The sequence below is a fragment of the Streptomyces sp. NPDC003035 genome (genome assembly GCF_042888285.1).
Lineage (GTDB): Bacteria > Actinomycetota > Actinomycetes > Streptomycetales > Streptomycetaceae > Streptomyces.
Map to the genome: position 1 here is coordinate 60,048 of NZ_JBIAPJ010000005.1, position 25,665 is coordinate 85,712.

At 70.9% G+C, this 25,665-nt stretch carries 21 protein-coding genes; 11 read left to right on the forward strand and 10 right to left on the reverse strand.

Features of this window, described 5'->3' with window-relative positions; all coding sequences use genetic code 11:
- Positions 1-126 precede the first annotated feature (126 nt).
- Positions 127-1,833 (reverse strand): glycerol-3-phosphate dehydrogenase/oxidase, encoded by a 1,707-nt coding sequence (locus ACFYV5_RS16825; RefSeq protein ID WP_389169032.1) that lies wholly within the window; start codon positions 1,831-1,833, stop codon positions 127-129.
- Between the two features lie 224 nt (positions 1,834-2,057).
- Here ACFYV5_RS16825 and ACFYV5_RS16830 point away from each other — a divergent pair, with 224 nt between their 5' ends.
- Complete coding sequence (locus ACFYV5_RS16830; RefSeq protein WP_355105235.1) at positions 2,058-3,299, forward strand: nucleotide sugar dehydrogenase; 1,242 nt, start codon at positions 2,058-2,060, stop codon at positions 3,297-3,299.
- 91 nt (positions 3,300-3,390) lie between these two features.
- Positions 3,391-3,882 carry a hypothetical protein gene (locus ACFYV5_RS16835; RefSeq protein ID WP_355105233.1) on the forward strand — a complete coding sequence of 164 codons (492 nt, stop codon included), beginning with the start codon at positions 3,391-3,393 and terminating at the stop codon, positions 3,880-3,882.
- A gap of 107 nt (positions 3,883-3,989) precedes the next feature.
- On the opposite strand, the gene ACFYV5_RS16840 is transcribed toward ACFYV5_RS16835, so the two are convergent.
- The 4 genes from ACFYV5_RS16840 to ACFYV5_RS16855 form a co-directional block, all read right to left on the reverse strand.
- Complete coding sequence (locus ACFYV5_RS16840; RefSeq protein ID WP_355105231.1) at positions 3,990-5,114, reverse strand: GuaB3 family IMP dehydrogenase-related protein; 1,125 nt, start codon at positions 5,112-5,114, stop codon at positions 3,990-3,992.
- Between the two features lie 106 nt (positions 5,115-5,220).
- On the reverse strand, positions 5,221-6,723 hold the full coding sequence (guaB, locus tag ACFYV5_RS16845; RefSeq protein ID WP_355105229.1) for an IMP dehydrogenase: 1,503 nt from the start codon (positions 6,721-6,723) through the stop codon (positions 5,221-5,223).
- Positions 6,724-6,862: 139 nt separating this feature from the next.
- Positions 6,863-7,438 carry a sigma-70 family RNA polymerase sigma factor gene (locus ACFYV5_RS16850; protein ID WP_355105227.1) on the reverse strand — a complete coding sequence of 192 codons (576 nt, stop codon included), beginning with the start codon at positions 7,436-7,438 and terminating at the stop codon, positions 6,863-6,865.
- Between the two features lie 271 nt (positions 7,439-7,709).
- Positions 7,710-8,321 (reverse strand): response regulator transcription factor, encoded by a 612-nt coding sequence (locus ACFYV5_RS16855; protein WP_003948568.1) that lies wholly within the window; start codon positions 8,319-8,321, stop codon positions 7,710-7,712.
- A gap of 452 nt (positions 8,322-8,773) precedes the next feature.
- Here ACFYV5_RS16855 and ACFYV5_RS16860 point away from each other — a divergent pair, with 452 nt between their 5' ends.
- Positions 8,774-9,109 carry a WhiB family transcriptional regulator gene (locus ACFYV5_RS16860; protein WP_355105225.1) on the forward strand — a complete coding sequence of 112 codons (336 nt, stop codon included), beginning with the start codon at positions 8,774-8,776 and terminating at the stop codon, positions 9,107-9,109.
- Positions 9,110-9,256: 147 nt separating this feature from the next.
- On the opposite strand, the gene ACFYV5_RS16865 is transcribed toward ACFYV5_RS16860, so the two are convergent.
- Positions 9,257-10,150 carry a LysR family transcriptional regulator gene (locus ACFYV5_RS16865; RefSeq protein WP_355105223.1) on the reverse strand — a complete coding sequence of 298 codons (894 nt, stop codon included), beginning with the start codon at positions 10,148-10,150 and terminating at the stop codon, positions 9,257-9,259.
- Positions 10,151-10,230: 80 nt separating this feature from the next.
- Between ACFYV5_RS16865 and ACFYV5_RS16870 the strand changes: the two genes are divergently transcribed.
- Positions 10,231-10,923, forward strand: coding sequence for an MOSC domain-containing protein (locus ACFYV5_RS16870; RefSeq protein WP_389169035.1), 693 nt, complete (start codon positions 10,231-10,233; stop codon positions 10,921-10,923).
- Positions 10,924-11,015: 92 nt separating this feature from the next.
- Positions 11,016-11,789, forward strand: coding sequence for an SDR family NAD(P)-dependent oxidoreductase (locus ACFYV5_RS16875; RefSeq protein ID WP_389169037.1), 774 nt, complete (start codon positions 11,016-11,018; stop codon positions 11,787-11,789).
- A gap of 51 nt (positions 11,790-11,840) precedes the next feature.
- Here the strand turns inward: ACFYV5_RS16875 and ACFYV5_RS16880 are convergent, their stop codons facing one another.
- On the reverse strand, positions 11,841-13,682 hold the full coding sequence (locus ACFYV5_RS16880; RefSeq protein ID WP_389169039.1) for a DUF2264 domain-containing protein: 1,842 nt from the start codon (positions 13,680-13,682) through the stop codon (positions 11,841-11,843).
- 176 nt (positions 13,683-13,858) lie between these two features.
- On the opposite strand from ACFYV5_RS16880, the gene ACFYV5_RS16885 reads away from it, so the two are divergent.
- The 5 genes from ACFYV5_RS16885 to ACFYV5_RS16905 all read left to right on the forward strand — a co-directional run bounded on the left by ACFYV5_RS16885 (position 13,859) and on the right by ACFYV5_RS16905 (position 19,194).
- The gene (locus ACFYV5_RS16885; RefSeq protein WP_389169041.1) at positions 13,859-14,983 is read left to right on the forward strand and encodes a substrate-binding domain-containing protein; all 1,125 of its coding nucleotides are present in this window, start codon (positions 13,859-13,861) and stop codon (positions 14,981-14,983) included.
- 108 nt (positions 14,984-15,091) lie between these two features.
- A complete protein-coding gene (locus tag ACFYV5_RS16890; protein ID WP_389169043.1) occupies positions 15,092-16,405 on the forward strand; it encodes an ABC transporter substrate-binding protein in 1,314 nt (437 codons plus the stop codon).
- Positions 16,406-16,409: 4 nt separating this feature from the next.
- Positions 16,410-17,300, forward strand: coding sequence for a sugar ABC transporter permease (locus ACFYV5_RS16895; RefSeq protein WP_355105209.1), 891 nt, complete (start codon positions 16,410-16,412; stop codon positions 17,298-17,300).
- Positions 17,297-18,148 (forward strand): carbohydrate ABC transporter permease, encoded by an 852-nt coding sequence (locus ACFYV5_RS16900; protein WP_389169046.1) that lies wholly within the window; start codon positions 17,297-17,299, stop codon positions 18,146-18,148. The genes ACFYV5_RS16895 and ACFYV5_RS16900 overlap by 4 nt, the downstream gene beginning before the upstream one ends.
- A gap of 17 nt (positions 18,149-18,165) precedes the next feature.
- Positions 18,166-19,194, forward strand: a complete 1,029-nt coding sequence (locus ACFYV5_RS16905) for a hydroxyacid dehydrogenase (protein ID WP_389169047.1) — start codon at positions 18,166-18,168, stop codon at positions 19,192-19,194.
- Here the strand turns inward: ACFYV5_RS16905 and ACFYV5_RS16910 are convergent.
- Positions 19,171-22,677 carry a hypothetical protein gene (locus ACFYV5_RS16910; protein ID WP_389169049.1) on the reverse strand — a complete coding sequence of 1,169 codons (3,507 nt, stop codon included), beginning with the start codon at positions 22,675-22,677 and terminating at the stop codon, positions 19,171-19,173. The genes ACFYV5_RS16905 and ACFYV5_RS16910 overlap by 24 nt on opposite strands.
- Positions 22,678-22,751: 74 nt before the next feature.
- Between ACFYV5_RS16910 and ACFYV5_RS16915 the strand changes: the two genes are divergently transcribed.
- Positions 22,752-23,450, forward strand: a complete 699-nt coding sequence (locus tag ACFYV5_RS16915) for an ester cyclase (RefSeq protein WP_355105201.1) — start codon at positions 22,752-22,754, stop codon at positions 23,448-23,450.
- An 85-nt stretch (positions 23,451-23,535) separates the two neighbouring features.
- Here ACFYV5_RS16915 and groL read toward each other — a convergent pair whose 3' ends face one another.
- Together groL and groES are read right to left on the reverse strand one after the other, a co-directional pair.
- Positions 23,536-25,164 carry a chaperonin GroEL gene (gene groL, locus ACFYV5_RS16920; protein WP_355105199.1) on the reverse strand — a complete coding sequence of 543 codons (1,629 nt, stop codon included), beginning with the start codon at positions 25,162-25,164 and terminating at the stop codon, positions 23,536-23,538.
- A 111-nt stretch (positions 25,165-25,275) separates the two neighbouring features.
- The gene (groES, locus tag ACFYV5_RS16925) at positions 25,276-25,584 is read right to left on the reverse strand and encodes a co-chaperone GroES (protein WP_003998759.1); all 309 of its coding nucleotides are present in this window, start codon (positions 25,582-25,584) and stop codon (positions 25,276-25,278) included.
- Positions 25,585-25,665 lie beyond the last annotated feature (81 nt).

The window sequence follows — 25,665 nt, forward strand, 5'->3', positions numbered from 1 at the left end:
CGGAGGAAAGCGCTCCCACCATGCCACCCGACGCCGGAGCACCCCTCTCGGGTTCCCCGTCCGTACGAAAGGATGCCGCAACCCTCCCCCGCCGGGCCCCGCCGGCGAAGCACTTCTGTCGGCGCGTCAGATCGGGACGATGTCCGGGGCTCCCAGCCGAGCGGCGTCCGCCGTCAGGTCGTCCGGCTGCCGCTGGGACTCGCGCTCCGCCTCCACCCGCTTCTCGTAGTGCTCCACCTCCTTCTCGATCTGGTTCTCGTCCCAGCCCAGCACCGGCGCCATCAGCTCCGCGCACTCCCGGGCACTGCGCGTCCCCCGGTCGAAGGTCTCGATCGAGATCCGGGTGCGCCGGGTCAGTACGTCGTCCAGATGGCGGGCTCCCTCGTGTGAGGCCGCGTAGACGATCTCGGCCCGCAGATAGTCCTCCGCCCCCGTCAGCGGTTCGGCGAGACCCGGGTCGGCGGCGATGAGCTCCAGGATCTCCTCCGTCATCGCCCCGTACCGGTTGAGCAGGTGCTCGACGCGCACGACGTGGAGACCGGTCCGCGCGGCGATCCTCGCCCGCGCGTTCCACAGCGCCTTGTACCCCTCGGCGCCCAGGAGTGGGATGTCCTCGGTGACGCAGGCCGCGACCCGCTGGTCGAGCGCGTGCACGGCCTCGTCCACGGCGTCCTTGGCCATCACGCGGTAGGTGGTGTACTTGCCGCCGGCGACGACGACGAGGCCGGGGACCGGGTGCGCGACGGTGTGCTCGCGCGAGAGCTTGCTCGTCGCGTCCGACTCGCCGGCCAGCAGCGGCCGCAGCCCGGCGTACACCCCCTGGACGTCGTCCCTGGTGAGCGGCACCGCCAGGACGCTGTTCACGTGTTCGAGGAGATAGTCGATGTCGGCGCTGGACGCCGCCGGGTGGGCCTTGTCCAGGTCCCAGTCGGTGTCCGTGGTGCCCACGATCCAGTGCCGCCCCCACGGGATCACGAACAGCACGGACTTCTCGGTCCGCAGGATCAGTCCGGTATTCGAGTGAATCCGGTCCTTGGGCACCACCAGATGGATGCCCTTCGACGCCCGTACATGGAACTGCCCCCGCTCCCCGATGAGCGCCTGGGTGTCGTCCGTCCACACCCCGGTCGCGTTCACGATCTGCTTGGCCCGGATCTCGTACTCCCCGCCCGCCTCCACGTCCTGGACGCGCGCGCCCACGACGCGCTCACCCTCGCGGAGGAAGCCGATCACCCGCGCGCGGTTGGCGACCTGCGCGCCGTAGCTCGCGGCGGTCCGCACCAGGGTCGCGACGAAGCGGGCGTCGTCCATCTGGGCGTCGTAGTACTGCAGCGCCCCGACCAGTGCATCCTTCTTCAGACAGGGCGCCACCCGCAGGGCGTTGCGCCGCGAGAGGTGGCGGTGGACGGGCAGGCCGCGGCCGTGGCCCGACGACACCGACATCGCGTCGTACAGCGCGACGCCCGAGCCCGCGTAGAGCCGCTCCCAGCCCTTGTGCTGCAGGGGATAGAGGAAGGGCACCGGCTTCACGAGGTGGGGCGCGAGCCGCTCCAGGAGCAGTCCGCGCTCCTTCAGCGCCTCCCGCACCAGCGCGAAGTCCAGCATCTCGAGATACCGCAGTCCGCCGTGGATGAGCTTGCTCGACCGGCTGGACGTGCCGGACGCCCAGTCCCGGGCCTCCACGAGGCCGGTGGACAGACCTCGCGTGGCCGCGTCGAGGGCGGTCCCGGCGCCGACCACTCCGGCGCCCACGACCAGCACGTCCAGTTCACGCTCGGCCATCGCCGCGAGCGCTTCGGCGCGCTCCGCGGGTCCCAGTGTCGCTGTCCTCACCGCTGCCTCCCGTCGTCCCCCGCGTGATCGGGCTCACAGACTCGATTCTGTCCCGCCCCTCCGACTTCAGCCACCGCCTGTGGATAACACTCGGCGACCTTCGACCCTGCAATGCGGCATATCGGTCATATTTACGCCTAGTCTGACATTGCGCTCGACCCGTTCTGTCCACCGGGCTTGCGCGTCTCGTCCCCTCCGGCTACTGGGAAGGACGGCCCACCTTCATGCCCGCTGATCTCGCCGTCATCGGCCTCGGACACATCGGACTCCCCCTGGCCCAGGCCGCCATCGCCGCCGGCATCGACACCATCGGCTACGACACCGATCCACGCCCCGTCGCCGAACTCGCCGCGGGCCGTCCGCCCGTCGACGGCTCGCTCACCGCGTCGGAGATCCGCCGGATGCTCTCGGGGGGCTTCCGGCCCACCACCAACCCGGCGGAACTCGGCCGGGTCCGTACGGCCGTCATCTGCGCGCCGACCCCGCTCGGTCCGGACCGCACGCTCGACCTGACCGCCGTCACCGACGCCGCGCGCGCCCTCGCGGCCAGGCTGCGCCCCCACACGACGGTCCTGCTGGAGTCGCCCGCCCACCCCGGCACCACCGAAGGGGTGCTCCGCGACCTCCTGGAAGAGGGCTCGGGGCTCCGCGCGGGACGCGACTTCCACCTCGCCTACTCCCCCGGCCGGCTCGACCCCGGAAACCGCGCACACGGCTTCGCCGCCACGCCCAAGGTCATCGGCGGCCTCACCTCCGCCTGCACCGAGTCCGCCGCCGCCTTCTACGGCCGGCTCACCGACAAGGTGGTACGCGCGCGTGGCCCGCGCGAAGCCGAGACCGTCAAGCTCCTGGAGACGAACTTCCGGCACGTCAACATCGCCCTGGTGAACGAGATGGCGGTGCTGTGCCACGAACTCGGCGTCGACCTCTGGGACGTCATCCGGTGCGCCGAGACCAAGCCCTTCGGCTTCCAGGCCTTCCGCCCCGGCCCGGGAGTGGGCGGCCACGGCGTCCCCGTCGACACCATCGGCACCCACCGGCCGCTCCGCCTGGTCGAACTGGCCGGCCAGGTCAACGAACGGATGCCGCAGTACGTCATCCAGCGCTGCGCGACCCTCCTCAACGAGCACGGCAAATCGGCTCGCGGCGCCCGGGTCCTTCTGCTGGGCATCACGTACAAACCCGATCTCGCCGACCGCCAGAGCTCACCGGCCGACGAGATCGCCCGCCGCCTGATGGACCTGGGCGCCGTGGTCAGCTACCACGACCCGTACGTCCCGGACTGGCGCGTCCGGGACCTCCCGGTCCCCCGCGCGGACTCCCTCTACGAGGCCGCGGCCCACGCCGACCTGACGGTCCTTCTGCAGCATCACCGCACCTACGACCTGCAGGGCCTGGCGGTGAAGGCACAACTCCTCCTGGACACCCGTGGCGCCACCCCCGCGGGCGCGGCCCACCGCCTCTGAATACTGCCGGGCGGGTGTCGGAGTGGACTGCTAGTCTCCGGGCTCTTCGATCGCACACCCGTGCGCACGCGTCCCTGGGGGGATCAGCACCATGTCTCAGCCCGTTCCGCCGCCCGGCAACCCGTTCGCCGACGGCGCGGCGCCCACCCCGTACCCGGCCGCCCCGCCGCCCGCGCCGTCCCGCGACAACGTGGGACTGGGCCTCGTCGCCGCCCTGGTGGCCGCGCTCGTCGCCGGAGGCGTCTACGGCGCCATCGCCGGAGCGGTCGAGCGCGAGATCGGCTGGGCCGCGATCGGCGTCGGCTTCCTCGTCGGCTTCGCCGCCGGCAAGGTCGGCGGCGGCAACCCCGCCCTGCCGGTCGTGAGCGCCGTGCTCTCCCTCGGTGCCGTGTACGGCGGACAGCTCGTCGCCATCGCCATCATCGGGGGCAAGGAACTGAACGTCCCGGCCACGGAGATGTTCTTCGAGCACTTCGACCTGCTGACGCAGGCGTGGAGCGAGGGCAAGGACTTCATGACGTTCCTGTTCTTCGCGCTCGCCGCGTTCGCCGCGTTCTCCGGCTCCAAGAAGGCCGCTCAGTAGGACGCTGCCGGACGCCAGGCGCCATCGGAAGCCCGGCGGACGCCGCACACGCGAGGGGCCCCGCACCATCCGGTGCGGGGCCCCTCTGCGTACCTGCCGGCAGGACGTCAGCGCTTGTGCTCGGCGTCCGCGACCGTGACCTCGACGCGCTGGAACTCCTTGAGCTCGCTGTAGCCCGTCGTCGCCATCGCGCGGCGCAGGGCGCCGAAGAAGTTCATCGAGCCGTCCGGGGTGTGCGACGGGCCCGCCAGGATCTCCTCGGTCGTGCCGACGATGCCGAGGTCCACCAGCTTGCCGCGCGGCACGTCCTCGTGGACGGCCTCCATGCCCCAGTGGTGCCCCTTGCCCGGCGCGTCCGTGGCGCGGGCCAGCGGGGAGCCGATCATCACCGAGTCCGCACCGCAGGCGATCGCCTTGGGCAGGTCGCCCGACCAGCCCACGCCGCCGTCGGCGATGACGTGCACGTACCGGCCGCCGGACTCGTCCATATAGTCGCGGCGGGCCGCGGCCACGTCGGCGACCGCGGTCGCCATCGGGACCTGGATGCCCAGCACGTTGCGCGTGGTGTGCGCCGCGCCGCCACCGAAGCCGACCAGGACACCCGCGGCGCCGGTGCGCATCAGGTGCAGCGCCGCGGTGTACGTGGCGCAGCCGCCGACGATGACCGGGACGTCGAGCTCGTAGATGAACTGCTTGAGGTTCAGCGGCTCGGCCGCGCCCGAGACGTGCTCGGCGGAGACCGTCGTGCCGCGGATGACGAAGATGTCCACGCCGGCGTCGACGACGGCCTTGGAAAACTGCGCGGTCCGCTGCGGGGAGAGCGCGGCGGCGGTGACCACGCCCGAGTCGCGCACCTCCTTGATGCGCTGCCCGATCAGCTCTTCCTTGATCGGGGCGGCGTAGATCTCCTGCAGACGCCGCGTCGCGGTCGCCTCGTCCATCTCCGCGATCTCGTCGAGCAGCGGCTGCGGGTCCTCGTACCGGGTCCACAGACCCTCGAGGTTCAGCACGCCGAGGCCGCCCAGCTCACCGATGCGGATCGCGGTCTGCGGCGATACGACCGAGTCCATGGGAGCGGCCAGGAAGGGGAGCTCGAAGCGATAGGCGTCGATCTGCCAGGCGATCGAGACCTCCTTCGGGTCCCGGGTGCGCCGGCTCGGTACGACGGCGATGTCGTCGAACGCGTACGCCCTGCGGCCGCGCTTGCCGCGCCCGATCTCGATCTCAGTCACGATGTGTGGCCTTTCCCTCTACGTCTGCGCCTACCAGTATCCCCGACACAAGCGTGAGGGGCGGTTCCGGCCACATGCCGGAACCGCCCCCACGCGTCGCGCTCTGTTACTTCCTGCTGTAGTTCGGCGCCTCGACGGTCATCTGGATGTCGTGCGGGTGGCTCTCCTTGAGGCCCGCCGAGGTGATCCGCACGAAGCGGCCCTTGGACTCCATCTCCGCGACGGTGGCGGCACCCACGTAGCCCATGGTCTGGCGAAGGCCGCCGACGAGCTGGTGCAGGACGTTGGACAGCGGGCCGCGGTAGGGCACCTGACCCTCGACGCCCTCGGGCACGAGCTTGTCGTCGGAGCTGACCTCGGCCTGGAAGTAGCGGTCCTTCGAGTACGACCTGCCCTGGCCACGGGACTGCATGGCGCCGAGCGAGCCCATACCGCGGTACGACTTGAACTGCTTGCCGTTGATGAAGAGCAGCTCGCCGGGCGACTCCTCACAGCCCGCGAGGAGGCTGCCGAGCATCACCGTGTCGGCGCCGGCGGCCAGCGCCTTGCCGATGTCGCCGGAGTACTGCAGACCGCCGTCGCCGATCAGCGGGACACCGGCGGCACGGGCCGCGAGAGAGGCCTCGTAGATGGCGGTGACCTGCGGGACGCCGATGCCCGCGACCACGCGGGTGGTGCAGATCGAGCCGGGGCCCACGCCGACCTTGATGCCGTCGACACCGGCGTCGATCAGCGCCTGCGCGCCGTCACGCGTGGCGACGTTGCCGCCGATCACGTCGACGTTCACGCTCGACTTGATCTTCGCCATCCAGCTCAGGGCGTTGCTGTTGTGGCCGTGCGAGGTGTCGACGACCAGGAAGTCCGCCCCGGCGGCGGCGAGCGCCTGGGCACGCTCCAGCGCCTCGGGGCTGGCGCCCACGGCGGCACCGACGAGCAGGCGGCCCTCGGCGTCCTTGGCGGCGTTCGGGTACTTCTCCGCCTTGACGAAGTCCTTGACGGTGATCAGGCCCTTGAGCACGCCCTCGTCGTCGACCAGCGGAAGCTTTTCGATCTTGTGGCGGCGCAGCAGCTCCATGGCGTCGACGCCGGAGATGCCGACCTTGCCGGTGACCAGCGGCATCGGCGTCATGACCTCGCGGACCTGGCGGCTGCGGTCGCTCTCGAAGGCCATGTCGCGGTTGGTCACGATGCCCAGCAGCTTGCCGTCCGGGTTGGTGACGGGGACACCGCTGATGCGGAACTTGGCGCACAGCGCGTCCGCCTCGGCGAGCGTCGCGTCGGGGTGCACGGTGATGGGGTCGGTGACCATGCCCGACTCGGAGCGCTTGACCAGGTCGACCTGGTTGGCCTGGTCCTCGATGGAGAGGTTGCGGTGCAGCACGCCGACGCCGCCCAGACGGGCCATCGCGATCGCCATGCGGGACTCGGTCACCTTGTCCATCGCCGCCGACAGCAGCGGGATCTGAACCCGGACGTTGCGGGAGATACGGGACGAGGTGTCGACCGCGTTGGGGAGCACCTCCGACGCGCCCGGCAGCAGCAGCACGTCGTCGTAGGTCAGCCCGAGCGTCGCGAATTTCTCGGGCACTCCGTCGACGTAGACAGTCATGACACCTTCCCCAATGGCCTTGATCGGTGCGGATGTCCATGCTAACGGGCCTCGGCGGTGTCTCATTCCACGATCAAGATCAGCCGGCAGCTTTGGACGTTCGTACGTGTACGTGAGGGCCATCCGGCCCCTTCGACCCTTACTGCTCGGCCAGTGCGCGCAGCCGGCTCAGCGCGCGGTGCTGTGCCACCCGTACGGCCCCCGGGGACATGCCGAGCATCTGGCCGGTCTCCTCGGCGGTGAGTCCGACCGCCACCCGCAGCACCAGCAGCTCCCGCTGGTTCTCCGGCAGATTGGCGAGCAGCCTCTTGGCCCATTCGGCATCGTCGCTGAGCAGCGCACGTTCCTCCGGGCCCAGGGAGTCGTCGGGCCGCTCCGGCATCTCGTCGGAGGGCACGGCCGTCGAGCCCGGGTGCCGCATGGCGGCCCGCTGCAGATCGGCGACCTTGTGTCCGGCGATGGCGAAGACGAAGGCCTCGAACGGCCTGCCGGTGTCCTTGTAGCGCGGCAGCGCCATCAGGACGGCGACGCAGACCTCTTGCGCGAGGTCCTCGACGAAGTGGCGAGCATCACCGGGCAGCCGGTTCAGCCGCGTACGGCAATAGCGCAGGGCGAGGGGGTGCACGCGCGCCAGAAGGTCGTGCGTCGCCTGCTCGTCGCCCTCGACGGCACGGTGAACGAGTGCACCGATCACCGTGGTCTCGTCGTCGCGCATCGCTCCATGGTGCCTTGACGCCTGAGGATTCGCGGCACCGCGTCCGTAGTTGTGCACCGAAGCGTTATGAGCAGGTGCGCCGGAACTCATCTCCTGCGCCCTCCCCTCCCGCTCGATCGACTCGTCCCCGAGGAACTCCACACCTCAAGGATGCGGCATCCCGCGCGGAAGTGACACAAGCTGCTCCACAGCGGGACTCAAGCCGCTCCCGCCGCGGGGCCGCACGCCGCTGCCGCAGCGGGACACGAGGGCCGCCGCGGCAGGGCTTCGACTAGCGGACCAGGCCCCAGCGGAAACCGAGGGCGACGGCGTGCGCCCGGTCCGACGCGCCCAGCTTCTTGAACAGGCGTCGGGCATGGGTCTTGACGGTGTCCTCGGAGAGGAAGAGCTCACGCCCGATCTCCGCGTTCGACCGGCCGTGGCTCATGCCCTCGAGCACCTGGATCTCCCGCGCGGTGAGCGTCGGCGCCGCGCCCATCTCGGCCGACCGCAGCCGGCGCGGGGCGAGCCGCCAGGTCGGGTCGGCGAGCGCCTGGGTGACCGTGGCCCGCAACTCGGCGCGCGAGGCGTCCTTGTGCAGGTAGCCACGGGCGCCCGCGGCGACCGCGAGCGCGACACCGTCCAGGTCCTCGGCGACGGTGAGCATGATGATGCGGGCGCCGGGGTCCGCGGACAGCAGTCGGCGGACGGTCTCCACGCCGCCCAGACCGGGCATGCGTACGTCCATCAGAATCAGGTCCGAGCGGTCCGCGCCCCAGCGGCGGAGGACTTCCTCGCCGTTGGCCGCGGTGGTCACGCGCTCCACGCCGGGCACGGTCGCGACCGCGCGGCGAAGCGCCTCTCGGGCAAGCGGGGAGTCGTCGCAGACGAGGACGGATGTCATGGCCGCCCTCCGCAGCTGATGCGCGTCACCTTGAGCCTCCAGGGCTGTTACGTATCGTCACCTGTGCGGTTGACGCCCTCGGACACCTGCCCGAGCGCTTGTTCCTTCAACCGCCTCCGCACTCTCAACGATGGTCACTCGAAAGAGTTACGGGTCGGACGGCCGCCTTCGGCACTCTACGTGAGGGGGCGTACGCGGAGGAGAGTGACGCGGGCGATCCGTCCGCCGCTGGTAGCTATGCCCCATTTAGCGGGTTTTCTTCCCTTTTTGTGGTGTCTGTGGCTAGATTCGCAATGAGTCATATTTACATCTACTAAGACAGTAGTTGTACGGTCGGATCGAGCCCGCGAAAGTGGGTACGCGAGACCCCGCGGGGGGTGAAGGGCCCCCGGTTCATCAGCCATCCACCCGCCCACCTATCCGTTCGACACGGTTTCAAGGGGACAAGCGCAATGGCAGATTTCTCCCGCCTTCCCGGACCCAACGCCGATCTGTGGGACTGGCAACTCCTCGCGGCCTGCCGCGGAGTGGACAGCTCCCTGTTCTTCCACCCCGAGGGAGAGCGCGGCGCGGCACGGAGTGCGCGTGAGAACTCGGCGAAAGAGGTCTGCATGCGGTGCCCTGTACGCGCGCAGTGCGCGGCACACGCACTCGCCGTGCGGGAGCCCTACGGCGTCTGGGGCGGCCTCACCGAGGACGAACGCGAAGAGCTCATGGGACGAGCCCGCAACCGCCTGATCACGGCATCGGCCACGGCAACGAGTTCGGCAGGCGTGGGGCGCGCCTGAAGACCTGAAGGAACGTTTCTGCACGTCAGGGGAACGGAGCCGGGACCACACCCCACCCCGGCGCGACGGGGCCGTGCCGCGCAGCCCGGGGCGTGCGGCACGGACGAATTCCCCGTACGTCCGCGCACGCGTCGTGCGCCGGCGGTACTACGCGCGCGTGGCCGCGCGGGTCAGCTCGTCCAGAGTGGCCGCGACGGCCGGGACCTGGGCCAGGTCCGGAAGCGTGAGGGCGACGATCTCGCGCTCCACAGCCGGCTCCACCGTCACGGTGCGCGCCCCCTTGGGCCGTACGGACTCGATGGCGAGCGCCGGGAGGACGGCCACGCCCAGGCCGGCACCGACCAGCCCGACCACGGCCGGGTAGTCGTCGGTCGCGAAGTCGATGCGCGGGGTGAACCCCGCCTCCTCGCAGACGTCCACGAGCTGGCGGCGACAGCGCGGGCAGCCCGCGATCCAGGACTCGTCGGCCAGTTCGGCGATGCCCACCGACTCGGCGTCGGCGAGCCGATGCCCCTCGGGGACCAGGCCGACCAGGCGGTCGGCGAGCAGAGGACGGACGACGAGGTCGTTCCACTCGTCCGGCCCCGCCCCGTAGCGGAAGGCGAGGGCCACGTCGCAGTCACCCTCCCGCAGCATCTCCACCGAGCGCGGCGGCTCGGCCTCCACCAGCGAGACCCGGGTGCCGGGGTGCGCCGCGCGCAGGGCGGCGAGGGCCGTGGGGACCAGGGTGGAACTGCCGCTGGGGAAGGAGACCAGGCGGACCCGGCCGGCGCGCAGTCCCGCGATGGCGGCCACCTCCTCCTCCGCGGCCGTGAGGCCCGCGAGGATGCCCGAGGCGTGCCGGACCAGGGCCTCGCCCGCCTGGGTGAGCCGCATCTCGCGGCCGGTCCGGATCAGCAGGGGCGTTCCCGCGGAGGATTCCAGCGCCTTCATCTGCTGGCTCACCGCGGGCTGGGTGCAGCCCAGTTCGCGCGCGGCGGCGGAGAAGGAGCCGGTCGCGGCGACGGCGCGCAGGACGCGGAGATGGCGGGCCTCGATCATAGGTCGAGCATAAGCGAGGCTTGGGCCTCGCGGCGAATAACCATTCCTTCCTTTGAGGCCGGTCGCTTAGGGTGCCCCTCATGAAGCTGCTGAGCGTGAATGCCGGGCAGGCCCGGGCCGTGGACTACACCGATGCCGCGTCGGGGACGACGGGGATCGACAAGCGTCCGGTCGAGGGGCCGGTGAAGGTCGAGGCGCCGGGCGGGCGTGGCGTCGGTGCGAGCGGGATAGCCGGGGACACGGTGTGCGACCTGCGGTTCCACGGCGGTGACGACCGGGCCGTGTACGCCTTCGCGCGGGAGGACATGGACCTCTGGGAGCGGGACCTGGGCCGGCCTCTGGTCAACGGTTCCTTCGGCGAGAACCTCACCACGCTCGGGCTCGACGTCAACGGGGCCCTGGTCGGCGAGCGTTGGCGGGTCGGCCCGGACGTGGTCCTCGAAGTGACGGGCGGCCGCATCCCCTGCCGTACGTTCGCCGGATTCCTCGAGGAGCAGGGCGGTGAGGTGAAGGGGTGGGTCCGCCGCTTCACGCAGTCGACCGCCGGTCCGGGCGCGCTGCTGCGCGTGATCGAGCCGGGCGAGATCCGGGCCGGCGACCCGGTGACGGTCGTGCACCGGCCGGCGCACGAGGTCACGGTCGCGCTGCTGCACCGGGCCGCGACCACCGAGCGCGCGCTGCTGCCGAGCACGCTGGTCGCGGCCGAGTGGATGGAGTCCGGTCTGCTCGAACTCGCCCGTACGTACACGGAGAAGTACGGGACCGTCGCGTAGCGCGCGGCCGGGCCCCGGGGTCGCACCCGGGGAGGGATCGGCAGGGTCGGGCCCGTACGCCGCACACGCACGCGGGGCACTAACGTGCGCGTATGACGACTGCACTGATTACGGGCGCCACCGCGGGGATCGGGGCCGCCTTCGCGCGGAGGCTGGCGGCGGACGGTCACGACGTGGTGCTCGTGGCCCGCGATGTGAAGAGACTGCGGGAGCAGGCGACCGAGCTGCACGACCGGCACGGCATCGAGGCCGAGGTACTGGCGGCGGACCTGTCCGAGGAGAAGGGGATCGCGGCCGTGGAGGCCCGGCTGTCCGATGCGAGGCAGCCCGTGGACCTCCTGGTGAACAACGCCGGTTTCGGCAACAAGGGCCGGTTCCTCGAGGTGTCCATGGCCGACGAGTTGAAGATGCTCACGGTGCACTGCGAAGCGGTGCTCCGGCTGACGTCGGCAGCGGCCGAGTCCATGCGTACGCGCGGCAGGGGCGGGGTGGTGAACGTGGCCTCGGTGGCCGCGTTCGTTCCGCGTGGCACGTACGGGGCGTCGAAGGCGTGGGTCGTGCAGTTCACCCAGGGCGCGGCGCGGGACCTCGCGGGCTCGGGCGTGCGGCTGATGGCGCTCTGCCCCGGGTTCGTACGGACGGAGTTCCACGAGCGGGCCGGGATGGGGACGGACAACATCCCGGGCTGGATGTGGCTCGACGCGGACAAGCTGGTGGCCACGGCGCTGGGCGATCTGGCCCGGGGGAAGACGCTGTCCATCCCGGACCCCCGTTACAAGGCGCTGATGGGTGTGGTGAAGCTGGCGCCTCGCGGCCTGCTCGGAGGGGTGTCCTCCAAGGCAGGCCGCAAGTACGGCCCCAAGTAAGGGGCGGGCGGCGTCAGTCGAGCCCGGGCGCCTGATGGAAACTGCGGTTTCTCACAGATCCTCCGGGTCGAGGGCGAGTTGGGCAGTGGTGCCGTTCTGCCAGGTCACCTGGAGCGTGCGGCCGGTGACCTGGACGGTCGCGAGGGTGGTGACGGGGGCCGGGTGCGGTTCGGCGGTGAGGGAGGCGAGGGCCACGAAGAGGCTTTCGGGGCCGCTGGTGGTGCCGTGCAGGGCGGCGGTGCGGGTGTGCGGGCCGCCCTGGAGGGTGGCGCCGGTGGCGAGTGCGGTGTTCTCGGTGGGGGCGGCGGCCGGCGGATAGCCGTGGACCGGGTGGAGCTGGGCGGTGGGGCCTTCGGGGGTGGTGGCCCAGCCGGTCTGGCGTACGGCGGTTCCGTCGGGCGCTCCGAGGACGAGGTGGGCGCGGACCTCGGCGCGGCCGTGGGCCAGGGTCGCGGAGAGGATCCGGATGCCGGGGAGCGGGGTGTGGAGGGAGGCGGCCCAGCCGGGGCCTGTGCCCAGGGGGGTCGCGGGGCCGCGCCGGGTGACCCTGCCGTCGAGGAGCAGGGCGAAGTGGTTGTCGGGCTGGTCGGGCGGGGTGGTGGGGCCGGTGCGGGTGGAGTAGGCGTAGCGGGCGTAGCCGGAGTCGTCGTCGCCGGACGGGGCGCTGCTCACATGGTTGCTGCCGTGGTTGTGGAGGCGGACGAGTCCGTCGGCGGCGGTGGACTGGATGAGCAGGCAGGCCGGGGCGACGGGGCGCACGGTGTCGGCGCGCTCGGCGGGGAGGGGTTCTTCGGGGTCGGTCCACGCCGGGTGGTCGGCGGGGATGAGGAGGCCGAGGAAGCCCTTGGCGGCCCAGTACGGGGAGGCGGGTCCCGAGTAGCGCTGCACGGCCGGGGCGTACGGGCCGTGCCAGCCGAGGGTGAGCAGGCCGCGCTCGTCGGTGGCGCCCCGGTCGAGGAAGTACCGGAGCGTGCCGGAGGCCAGGCGGCGGGTGGCACCGGGGGTGAGCGGGGTGTGTCCGGTGAGCGCGCCGAGCCAGGGGGCGGCCGCCGCGGCGAAGCGGTAGGTGAGGGAGCGGCCGTACGGGAGGGGTGCGCCGTCGGCGTCGAAGAGGTGGACGTGGTCGTCGAGGTGGCGTCGCAGGCGGGGGCCGTAGCGGTCGAGAAGGTTCTGGTCGCCGGAGAGGTGGGCGTGGAGGACGGGGTAGAAGTGCAGGGCCCAGGCGTTGTAGTGGTCGAAGGCGCGGTTGTCGCCGTCGCTGTACCAGCCGTCGCCGAGGTACCAGTGCTCGATACGGGCGAGGGAGCGGTCGATGGTGGCGGCGGCGCGGTCGGTCTCGATGCCCGCGTCCTGGAGGAAGCCGGCGACGGTGAGGCCGAAGAGCCACCAGTTGTTGTCGACCGGGGAGGGTTCGAGTGCGGGCAGCAGCCAGTCGACGGCGCGCTGCCGGGTGCGGTCGTCGAGGGTGTCCCAGAGCCAGGGGCGGGTCAGGCGCAGTCCGAGGGCGACGGAGGCGGATTCGACGACGGCCTGGCGTACGTCGGTGAGCGGCGGCCAGGAGTCGGGGCCGGCCGAGCCGGGCTCCTCGGTGCCGGCGGCGAGCCCCTCGGCGTAGCGGGGCAGATGGCCGTGCGGGTCCGCCCCCCGCGCGCCCGCGATCCGCAGCGCGGCGAGGAGGAACGTACGGGCATGGCCTTCGAGGCCGTCGGAGCGCGCGCCGGACCAGCTGGGGCGGGGCCCCGGCAGGTCGAAGAGGCCGTGGCGGGGTGAGGCGTACGGCCGGACGGCGAGGAGGAGACGGTCGGCGGAGTCCTCCCAGTGGGCGCGGGTCCAGCCGGTGAACGGGCTGAGCACACGGTTCTCGGGCGGCCGGTTCTCGGGCGGCGTGGGCATGATGCTCCCTGAGGCGGACGTCTGCGTCGCCGGAATCATGAACGCGTCTCCGATCGAACGTCAATGGATCGGACCGAATGATCGAACCTCCTTCGATTCGATCAATCCACATGAGATGGTCTGATGACAAGGCCGGCGGCCCGCCGGACCACCACACCGCAAGGGGGAGACACGCCGTGCGCGAGAGTGCCGCCGAACGACACGACCGACTGCTGGCCCTGGTGCGCGAGCGCGGTACGGCGCGCGTCGCCGACCTGGCCACGCTGCTGGGGGTCTCCCCCGTCACCGCCCGCCGCGACGTCGAGGCGCTGGCGGCCAAGGGCCTGCTCGACCGCGTGCACGGACAGGTCTCCTGGCCGGAGCGGCCCGAGCGGTCGGAGCGGCCCGAGCACCTTGGCGCGGGCGCCCGGCGCTCCGGCGAGGGGCTCGTGCTCGGCCTGCTCGCGCCCTCCGCCACGTACTACTTCGCCGAGGTCATCCGGGGTGCGCACGAGGCCGCGGCGCGCGCGGGGGCCCGGCTCGTGCTGCGGATCTCGGACTACCGCCCGGAGGAGGACCGCGCGCGCACCGAGGGCCTGCTCGCGGCGGGCGCCGAGGGCGTGCTCGTCGCGCCCGGCTGGCGGGGCCCGGAGGACCGGCTCGGGTACGGGGACTGGCTCGCCGAACTGCCCGTACCCGCCGTGCTCCTGGAGCGCCGGGCCGACCCCGGCACGCCCCTCGACGCCCTGGACCGGGTGGTCTCCGACCACGGCCACGGCGTCCTGCTCGCCCTGCGCCACCTGCTGGAGCTGGGGCACGGCACCCCGCTGCTCGTGGCCCGCGGCGACAGCCCGACGGCGCTCGCGGTGCGCGCCGGGTACGCCGAGGCGCTGGACACCCTGGGCCTGGAGGCGCCCGGCCCGGTGATCGACTCCGTACCGGCCGATCAGGATCCGGAGGGTTTCGAGCGCGCGGTACGGGCCCTGCACGAGGCGGTGACCTCCGGCCGGGTGAGCGCGGCCCTGGTCCACAACGACGTGGACGCGATCGAGATCGTCCAGCGCCTGGCGGACCTGGGGGCGAAGGTGCCGGAGGACCTGGCCCTGATCGCGTACGACGACGAGGTCGCCGCGCTCGCCGACACTCCGCTCACGGCGGTCGCCCCGCCCAAGCGCCAGGTGGGGCGCCACGCCACGGAGCTGCTGGTGGAGCGGCTGACGGAGACGCCGGACGAGGAGACGGCACGGCGCCATCTGAGCCTGCTGCCGCGGCTGCGGGTGCGGTCCTCCTGCGGGGCTCCCCGAGGGCCGCGTTCCGCCTGATCGATTCGATCTTTTTTCGATCAAACAATCTTTCGCTCTTGACTTCGGTCATGAACGGTCACAGGATCACGGCCACACACCCCGTGCCGCCGTCCCAGGAGCCGTGCCGTGAGCCGTACTTGGAACAGAACCACCCGTGCGATAGCCGCCACCACCACCGCCCTCGCCGTTCTCACGGCCTGCGGCGGCGGTGGTGACGACACCGCGTCATCGAACAAGCCCGTGACCATCACCTTCTGGGGCTGGGCCAAGGGCTCCAAGGACGTGGTGGACGCGTTCAACGCCTCCCACAAGAACATCCAGGTGAAGTTCGAGGAGATCCCCTCCGGCAACGCCGGTGGCTACGCCAAGATCTCCAACGCCGTGAAGGCGGGCAACGCCCCCGACCTCGTCTCCATCGAGTACCCCTCCCTCCCCGAGTTCGTCAGCTCCGGCGCCCTGCAGGACATCGGCGACGAGTTCACCGAGGCGGACCGGGGCAAGCTGCTGCCGCAGTCCGTCGGCCTCACCACCCTCGGCGGCAAGACCTGGGCCGTCCCCTTCGACGCCGCCCCGCAGGCCTTCTACTACCGCAAGGACCTGTTCGCGAAGCACAAGATCGAGGTCCCCACGACCTGGGACGCGTTCAAGGCCGCGGCGGAGAAGGTGAAGAAGGCCGACGCCAAGGCCCGCATCGGCACCTTCTTCCCCGACGACCCGACCACCTTCGAGGCGATGGCCTGGCAGGCCGGCGCCCAGTGGTTCAAGGCCGAGAACGACACCTGGAAGATCAACACCACGGACGCGGCCACCACCAAGGTGGCCGCCTACTGGCAGGGCCTCCTCGACGCCGACCTCGTCCACAAGAACGCCTCGTTCAGCCCCGAGTGGACCGGCTCGCTCAAGAACGGCACGACCATCGGCTACCTCGGCGCGTCCTGGGGCGCCGGCGTCCTCAAGGGCACCCTGCCCGAGCAGAGCGGCAAGTGGGCCGTGGCGCCCATACCGACCTGGGACGGCAAGCCCGCGAGCGGCATGCTCGGCGGCACCTCCTTCGCCGTGACGAAGGACAGCCGGAAGAAGGCGGCGGCCGTCGAGTTCGCCGAGTGGATGGCCACCACCGAGGCCGGAGTCAAGGCCCGTATCGCCTCCGGCACGTCCAGCGCCTTCCCCGCCGCGAGCGCGCTGCGCCCCGTCGCCAAGGCGGCCTTCGACGCGAGCTACTACGGCGGCCAGGACATCTACGCCCTCTTCGAGGAGGCCGGTTCCTCCATCAACCAGAACTGGGCCTGGGGCCCGACCACCGGCACCACCAACACGACCATCAAGGACCAGTTCGGCAAGATCTCCCAGGGCGGCCCGACGATCGCCGACGCGATCAGGACCGGTCACCAGGCGACCGTCACCGAGCTGACCAAGCGCGGCCTGAAGGTCGAGGGCTGACCGGATGAAGGCCCGCACCCGTGCCGCAGCGTTCCTGCTGACCCCTTTCTTCGCCCTGTTCCTCGCGGTGATGGTGGTGCCGATCGGATACGCGGTCTGGCTCAGCCTGTTCACCGAGAAGCAGTCGGGGCTGGGCTTCGGCGGCACCGAGACCGTCTTCACCGGACTCGACAACTACACCGCGGCACTGGGTGACCGGGCCTTCCGCGAGGGCTTCGGCGTACTGCTCGGATACTGCCTGTTCTACATTCCGCTGATGCTCGGCGGGGCCCTCGGCCTCGCCCTGCTGCTGGACTCGGCGCTCGCCCGCGCCCGCCGCTTCTTCCAGCTCGCGCTCTTCCTGCCGCACGCCGTCCCCGGCATCATCGCCGCGCTGATCTGGGTCTATCTCTACACGCCCCAGCTCAGCCCGGTCGTCGAGGCCATGGAGGCCGGCGGCATCGGCTTCGACTTCTTCTCTCCCGAGGGCGCCCTGCCCTCCATCGTCAACATCGCGCTGTGGGAGTGGCTCGGCTACAACATGGTGATCTTCTACGCCGCGCTGCAGGCCATCGACCGCTCCGTCCTGGAGGCGGCCACCGTCGACGGCGCCGGCTCCTGGCGGACCGCGTTCAGCATCAAGATCCCGCTGATCCGCGCCTCGCTCGTGATGGTCGGGCTCTTCACCGTCATCGGCTCGCTGCAGCTGTTCACCGAGCCGCTGATCCTCAACAAGGGAACGGGCTCCGCCGTCACCTCGACCTGGACGCCGAACATGTACGCGTACACCGCGGCCTTCGACCGCAACGACTACGGGCTCGCGGCCGCGGCCTCCGTCCTCCTCGCCCTGACCGCCGCGGTGCTGTCCTTCGGCGTGACCCGCCTGACCGGCCGTCGGAAGGGAAAGACAGCATGACCCACCGGCCCCAGAGCGCCTGGCTCTCCAAGACCGCCGTCAACGGAGCGCTCGTCCTCGCCGTCGTCTACATGCTCTTCCCGCTCGTCTGGCTGGTGACCGCGGCCACCAAGGACGCGGGCGGACTGCTCGCCGGCAACGCCTTCTCCTTCGAGGGCTTCGACCTCGGCGGCAACCTCAGCCGCCTCGCCGCGTACAACGACGGCATCTACGTCCACTGGTACGTCAACAGCCTCCTGTACGCGGGTCTGGGCGCCCTCGCCTGCTCGCTGATCAGCGTCGCGGCGGGCTACGCCTTCGACAAGTACCACTTCCGGGGCAAGGAGAAGCTCTTCGGCCTCGTGCTCCTGGGCGTGCTCGTCCCCACCACGGCGCTCGCCCTGCCCATGTACCTCCTCGCCAGCGAGGTGGGCATCGTCAACACGTACTGGGCCGTGCTGATCCCCGTCCTGGTCAACCCCTTCGGGGTCTACCTCTCGCGGGTCTTCAGCTCCGGCTACATCCCCGACGAGGCCCTGGAGGCCGCCCGTATCGACGGCGCGGGCGAGCTCCGCACCTTCTGGTCGATCGGTCTGCGCATGATCATGCCGGGCTTCGTGACCGTGTTCCTCTTCCAGTTCACCGCGATATGGAACAATTTCTTCCTCCCCCTGGTGATGCTCTCGGACCAGAAGCTCTTCCCGCTGAGCCTCGGTCTGTACGCGTGGAACAGCAACGCCCACGCGGAACCCGACTTCTACCCCCTCGTCGTCACCGGGTCCCTGCTCGCCGTCGTCCCCCTCGTCGTCGCCTTCGTCTCCCTCCAGCGCCACTGGAAGGCCGGTCTGACCGCCGGCAGCGTCAAGTGAGGAGCCCGGGTCCCACGATGCACCCCGCCACTGACAATCGCCCCGCCCTCCTGCTCTCCATGGGCCGCGGCATCGCCGAGCGGCTCCTGACGGACGCCCACCGCGCCCGCCTCGCCGCCCTCACCCGTACCGACCCGGCCCTCGTCGCCCACGACCTGACGGCACCCACGCCCCGCGTCGCCGCCGCCCTCGCCGAGGCGGAGATCCTCCTCACCTGCTGGGGCGCGCCGCCCCTGACCACCGACGTCCTGGACCGCGCCCCGCGCCTGCGGGCCGTCGTCCACGCGGCCGGCTCGGTCAAGCACCATGTCACCGCGGCCTGCTGGCAACGGGGCCTCACCGTCACCTCGGCCGCGGCGGCCAACGCGCTGCCCGTCGCCGAGTACACCCTCGCCGCGATCCTCTTCGCCGGGAAGCAGGTCCTGCACGCGGCCCTGCGGTACGGGGAGACCCGCGCCGACGGCGCGTGGACGGCCGATTCGGAGACCTCGGGCAACTACCGCCGTACGGTGGGCCTGGTCGGCGCCTCCCGCATCGGCCGCCGGGTCATCGAGCTGCTGCGCCCCTTCGATTTCCAGGTGCTGCTGTACGACCCGTACGTGACGGCCCCCGAGGCCCGCGCGCTCGGGGTGGAGCCGGTGGGCCTCGACGAGCTGTGCTCCCGGAGCACGATCGTCTCGGTCCACGCCCCTCAACTCCCGTCCACGCACCGGATGATCGGAGCGCGCCAGCTGGCTCTGATGCCCGACGGCGCCACCCTCGTCAACACGGCGCGCGGATCCCTGATCGACGAGGCCGCGCTCCTCCCCCACGTCACATCGTGCCGCCTGCACGCGGTCCTCGACGTCACGGACCCGGAGCTCCCGCCCCCGGACTCACCGCTCTGGACCCTCCCGAACGTCCTCCTCACCCCGCACGTGGCGGGCTCACTGGGCAACGAACTCCACCGGATGGCGGACCACGCGCTGGAGGAGGTGGCGCGGTACGGGCGGGGGGAGCCGTTCGCGGATCCGGTACGGCCGTCAGACCTGACGCGGTCGGCGTAGGGCGTCGACGACGACGGGGACGGCGCGGGGTTCGAGGCGAAGGGCAGCGGGCAACGCCGCGCGCAGATCCGCGACCTGCAAGATACGGGCGGCCAGAACCCGGCCGTCCCGCCGCTCGACGACGGGCGCGAGCGCCACCCAGGCCGCTGTCTGCCCTCTCCTCGGCTCCGGGAGCTTCGGGGCGGCACGGGCAGCCCGTTCATGCTCTCCCGCATCGACCAACGCCGTCACGAACGCTCTCAGCAGGCCGTACCGTGCGGCTGCCTCCGACGGGCCTCCAGCGCGTTCGACGAGTTCCTCGGCGCGGTCGTACTGACCGAGCTCCACAAGGTCTCGTACGAGCGATTCTCTGAGGCCCGGCGGGGAATCCGCGTCGGCCTCCATCCGCGCGCGTATCCGGTCGGCCTTCTCGTTCTGCCCCAGACGTACGTAAGCCTTGAACAAGGCGCTGCTCGTCATGAGCCGCATGTACGTGCTGGGAGCTGTGGCCTCAGCCTCCGCCAGGGCAGCTCTGGCCTGGCGCTCCTCACCCGCGGCAGCGAGCACCGCCGCCATCCCCGACCAGGCCTGGAGCTGTTCGTCCGGCGACTCCACCGTCTCCGCGAGGGCGAGCGCCAGGTCCACTTCTCCGGCCGCTGCCAGTCGCGGGCACATCATGCTCCGCGCTCCGTCGTGGCCGGTGCCGAGAACCTCCAGAGCGGCTCTGAGCCGCTGTCCGTTCCCCGCGCGGGCATGCGCCTCCACGACGGAGGGCCATCCTTCGTGGCCCACTCGCACGCAGCTGCGCAACAGCGCCTCCGCGCGGTCCAGCATTCCGATACGGGCGTAGAGGTCGGCTATCGCCCCCACCATGACGTCCCGGAGGTAGGACTCGACATCCCGCGCCTCGGGCCCCGGTGGATCGGGCAGCTGCGCCTCGGCATCCACCACCAGCGGCAGTGCGGCCGCGTCGTGACCGGCGTCCACGAGAACGTTCGCGTACCCGACCAGGTCCATCAGCCTGGGCTGGTACGCCACCCGAACCTCTGCCTCCACAGTGGCCAACAAGCCCGCCGCTCGGGCCCCACGGTCGACGGAGACCGCCACACCACGCACCAGCGCGAAGAGCCCCTCGTCGTGGTCGATGGTGCGGGCCAGGTGCTCCGCGCGCGCGAACTCGCCTGCTGCCGCAAGTGCCTCGACGACCCCGCACAGCGGATCGTGCTCGTCGGTGCCGCATTCCCGTGCGAGTGCCTCTGCCCGATCGAACTCACCGGTGTCCGCCAGCCGTCCGACCAACGCACACAGTGCCACATGGCGCAGATGTGGATGGGGGATGCGTCGAGCCAGGCTCTCCGCCTCGTCACACCTCTCCGCATCCGCCAGTTCGACGACGACACCGAGCAGCGCGTCCCCACACCGTTCCGTGTCCTCCATGGCGAACGCGAGCGCCATGGCCTCCTCGTACTCGCCGGCTGCCGCCATGGCCCGAACCACAGCGATCACGGCTCCCTCGCGCGATCTTGTGTCGTCGATGCGAGCCGCGAGGGCCAGCGCGCGATCGCACCAACCCGCCCGCGCCAGGGCACCGATCACATCGGTGACGACCGGCGACTCCGACGACAGTCCGTTCTCGATGCCTTCCGCGAGATGTTCCGCTTCTGTCCGGCGCCCTGCGGCCAGGAGAACGGATGCGGCACTCACCCGTGCGAGAGGGGCAGCCTCGGGGTCCACGGCGGAAAGGAAATCCCTGACGTGTTCGACGTCAGCGACTTCGGCCCACGCCCCGGCCATGGCCGCCACGGTCAGGGTACGGACCCCTGGATCCGGCTCTGCCTGTGCCAGAGCTTCGGCCCGTGCGTACTCGCCGGCTCGGACCCACTGCTGGGCGAGGTCAGGAAGCAGCCGTTCCCTGTGCCACGTGCCGTGGATCTCGTCGATCAGGGAATCGGCCCTCTCCGGTGATCCGACGCGCAGCCAGGCGCGGGCTGTCCGCTCCCGGGCCGCGGACACGGCTTCCTCGTCACTGTCAGCTCCCCGTGCCGCTTTCTCAGCGACCTCGATCAACCGGACGGCGGCGCCGGGATCGCCGTGCTGGATCAACTCCTCGGCAACGTGGACGAGTGCGTACGCCTCATCGACGGGCTCGGGGATGCTGAGTGCGAGTGCCTCGGCGCGGCCGAAGTGGCCGCATGCCGCCCAGGCGTGGGGAAGAGAGACGTCGACGCGCGCGTTGCGGCCTTCGAGCGCGTCACGGCGAACGGCCAGACGCACGCTGTCCAGAAGTTCCGGCACCCCGGCCGCGATGATCAGGTCCTCGGTCATCCGGATCTCGCCCAGCGCGACGAAGTCGCCGAACGCGACATCCACCATGCGGTCCTGCCGCACGGCGTCCGTCGCACACGCCACCATGCGTTCCAGATCGCCCGCCGCCCTCAGCATCGGGAACCAGCCGCGCAGGAGGTACTCCGGGGTACCCACCGGCCAGCCGCGCGACCGCCACTCCTCCGCCCAACCGCACACCACACCGCGATACCGGTCCAGTTCGCGCTCGCCCAGCATCTCCCGGGCCTGGGCCTGGAGTTCCTCGTGGGCCAGCAGGTAGGCGCCGGAGCGTACCGCGAACGTTCGCCCCTGGCCCGTGCGCAGGACGTCCCGTACGCGATACGGGACCTCGCCCGTCAGCTCGGCCAGGTCGTCCGCCGTCAGGCCGCCGCCCGCCGCCAGCAGCAGGCCGAGCAGGTCGTACGCCACACCGCCCGCCGCCAGCAGGCGCTTCAGCTCGCGTTCCGCCTCGGCGCGGATGGCGCGGGCGTACGGGGAGGGGTCGAGGATCCGCACGATCGCGGGGTCGTGGAGCGGGTGTCCGGCCGGGACGTCGACGGGGAGCGGAGGGTTCAGGCGACCGGAGACGATGACCGGGAGGTCGTACGGGAGCAGGCTCGCGATCGAATGGGCGTCCGGGCCCGTGGTCACACCCCGGTCCTCGTCGAGGCCGTCGACGAGGAGGACCAGGCGTTCGCCGCGCTCGGCGCAGGCCTGTGCGGCCTCTCCGTAGAGGCGCAGGAGGTGGGCCTCGCGGGTCGCGGCGGTGAGCAGCGCCGGGAGGCCCTCGCCCGCCAGCTCGGCGAGCTGTTCCAGGACGACGTCCACGTACGCGACCACGTCGTTCTGCGCACCCAGCCGGGCCGTGATGAAGAAGGGGACGATGCGGACGCCCTCCGGCGGGTTCAGCGCGAACCAGGACAGCAACGCCGTCTTGCCCGCCCATGCCTCCGCACGCCACCAGGTGTACGCCGGTCCGGAGTCCGCGCGGCAGAAGGCCGACAGGGCGGCCAACTCCTCCTCGCGGTCGACCAGCTCCGCCGGGGCGATCCGGCGGACCTGCTCCCAGTACGCCGATCGGACCGGCGGCGCCGTCACGACCTGGTTGTGGTCGCCGGTCACGACGACCCCGGCGTCGCCCCCGACCGCCACCGACTGCTTCCCCCGCGCCTGCTGCATGCGACCCATGCTGCCAGGGCGCCCGCAGGCCCTGGTCCTAGACTGGAAGGGTCCCACCCGGTCCGGGAGGCGCCATGACATTCGTACAGATAATCGATTGCAAGACCAGTCGGTTCGACGATCTGAACCGGCTCATGGACAAGTGGGTCGAACAGACCAAAGGCAAGCGGACGGCCACCCACAGCGTCATCGGCAAGGATCGCTCCGACTCGGACCATCTCGTGGAGATCGTCGAGTTCCCCTCCTACGAGGTGGCGATGACGAACTCGCAGCTGCCCGAGACGGACCGCATCTTCCGCGAGATGGTCGCGCTCTGTGACGAGATGCCGACGTTCACGGACCTGGACATCGTGCGGGACATGCAGCTGTACAAGGCCACCTCCCGCCGGTTCTTCGAGCTGCTCTCCTCCGAGGGCGAGCTCCCGCCGCTCGACGAGGTCCTCGTGGAGGGCTACCACGACCACGATCCGACCAACGAGCAGGACGCCATCGGCATGGACGCGGTCCGCCGCGAGATGGAGATGTGGCGGGGCGGGTTCGACTTCGACATCACCGTCAACGACCAGATCGCCGAGGGCGACCGCGTGTGCACGCGCTGGACCTGGGTGGGCACGCACACCGGCGACTTCATGGGGCTCCAGCCCACCGGCATGAAGGTCTCCATGACCGGCACGACCATCCACCAGTTCCGTCAGGACGGCAAGATCGCGGAGGGGTGGTGGCAGTACGACCTGCTCGGGCTCATGGGGCAGCTCGGCGCCGTCGAGGCCTGACACCACGGAACGACACCGGAACGACACCGAGGCCCGGTGTCCCCGCGACGGGGACACCGGGCCTCGGTGATCAGTCAGATGCGACTCAGTGGGAGTGGCCGTGACCGTGGCCGTGGCCCGCGTCCGCCGACTCCTCTTCCTTCTTCTCCACCACGAGGGTCTCGGTGGTGAGGAGGAGGGAGGCGATCGACGCGGCGTTCTCCAGCGCGGAGCGCGTCACCTTCACCGGGTCGATGACGCCGGCCTTGACCAGGTCGCCGTACTCGCCGGTCGCGGCGTTGAAGCCCTGGCCCTTCTCGAGCTCCGCCACCTTCGAGGTGATGACGTAGCCCTCGAGGCCGGCGTTCTCGGCGATCCAGCGCAGCGGCTCGACGGCGGCGCGGCGGACGACCGCGACACCCGTGGCCTCGTCGCCGGTCTTGCCGAGGTTGCCCTCGAGGACCTTGACGGCGTGGACCAGAGCGGAGCCACCACCGGAGACGATGCCCTCCTCGACCGCGGCGCGGGTCGCGGAGATGGCGTCCTCCAGACGGTGCTTCTTCTCCTTCAGCTCCACCTCGGTGGCGGCGCCGACCTTGATCACGCACACGCCGCCGGCCAGCTTCGCGAGGCGCTCCTGGAGCTTCTCGCGGTCCCAGTCGGAGTCGGTGGACTCGATCTCGGCCTTGATCTGGTTGACGCGGCCCAGCACGTCCTCGGAGCTGCCGCCACCGTCGACGACGGTGGTGTCGTCCTTGGTGACGGTCACGCGGCGGGCGGTGCCGAGCACGTCCAGACCGGCCTGGTCGAGCTTGAGGCCGACCTCCTCGGCGATGACGGTGGCACCGGTGAGGGTGGCCATGTCGCCGAGCATCGCCTTGCGGCGGTCGCCGAAGCCCGGGGCCTTGACGGCCACGGCGTTGAACGTGCCGCGGATCTTGTTCACGACCAGGGTCGACAGGGCCTCGCCCTCGACGTCCTCGGCGATGATCAGGAGCGGCTTGGAGGAGCCGGCCTGGATGACCTTCTCCAGCAGCGGCAGCAGGTCCTGGATCGAGGAGATCTTGCCCTGGTGGATCAGGATGTACGGGTCGTCGAGGACGGCCTCCATACGCTCCTGGTCGGTGACCATGTACGGGGACAGGTAGCCCTTGTCGAAGGCCATGCCCTCGGTGAAGTCGAGCTCCAGGCCGAAGGTGTTGGACTCCTCGACGGTGATGACACCGTCCTTGCCGACCTTGTCCATCGCCTCGGCGATGAGCTCGCCGACCTGCTGGTCCTGCGCGGAGAGCGCGGCCACGGCTGCGATGTCGGACTTGTCCTCGATCGGGCGGGCGGTCGCGAGGAGCTCCTCGGACACGGCCTTGACCGCGGCGTCGATGCCCTTCTTCAGGGCGGCCGGGGAGGCGCCGGCGGCGACGTTGCGCAGGCCCTCGCGGACGAGCGCCTGGGCGAGCACGGTGGCGGTGGTGGTGCCGTCACCCGCGATGTCGTTGGTCTTGGTCGCCACCTCCTTCACCAGCTGGGCGCCGAGGTTCTCGTACGGGTCGTCGAGCTCGACCTCGCGGGCGATCGTGACACCGTCGTTGGTGATGGTGGGGGCGCCGAACTTCTTGTCGATGACGACGTTGCGGCCCTTGGGGCCGATCGTCACCTTCACCGTGTCGGCAAGCTTGTTGACGCCGCGCTCAAGGGCGCGACGGGCGTCCTCGTCGAACTTCAGGATCTTCGCCATGGGAGCGATTCAGCCCTCTCGGATTTCGTGGTGAAACTGGTGAAACGAACTGCGCCCCGGACGCCCGGTGCGGGGTCAGGGGCGCAGCTCAAACCATCTGGCTTCGGTGAATTACTTCTCGATGATCGCGAGCACGTCGCGAGCCGAGAGGACGAGGTACTCCTCGCCGTTGTACTTCACCTCGGTGCCGCCGTACTTGCTGTACAGCACGATGTCGCCGGTCTTCACGTCGAGCGGCAGGCGCTCGCCGTTCTCGAAGCGGCCCGGGCCCACGGCCAGGACGACGCCCTCCTGGGGCTTCTCCTTGGCGGTGTCCGGGATGACCAGGCCAGAGGCGGTGGTCTGCTCGGCGTCGAGCGGCTGGACCACGATGCGGTCCTCGAGCGGCTTGATGGCAACCTTGGAGCTGGTGGTCGTCACGATCCGACCTCCCCCTTCGGAGATCACGGGGTTGACTGTCTGAGGTGGCGACCAGGTGGATCCGTCGTCGCGGGTGCCGGA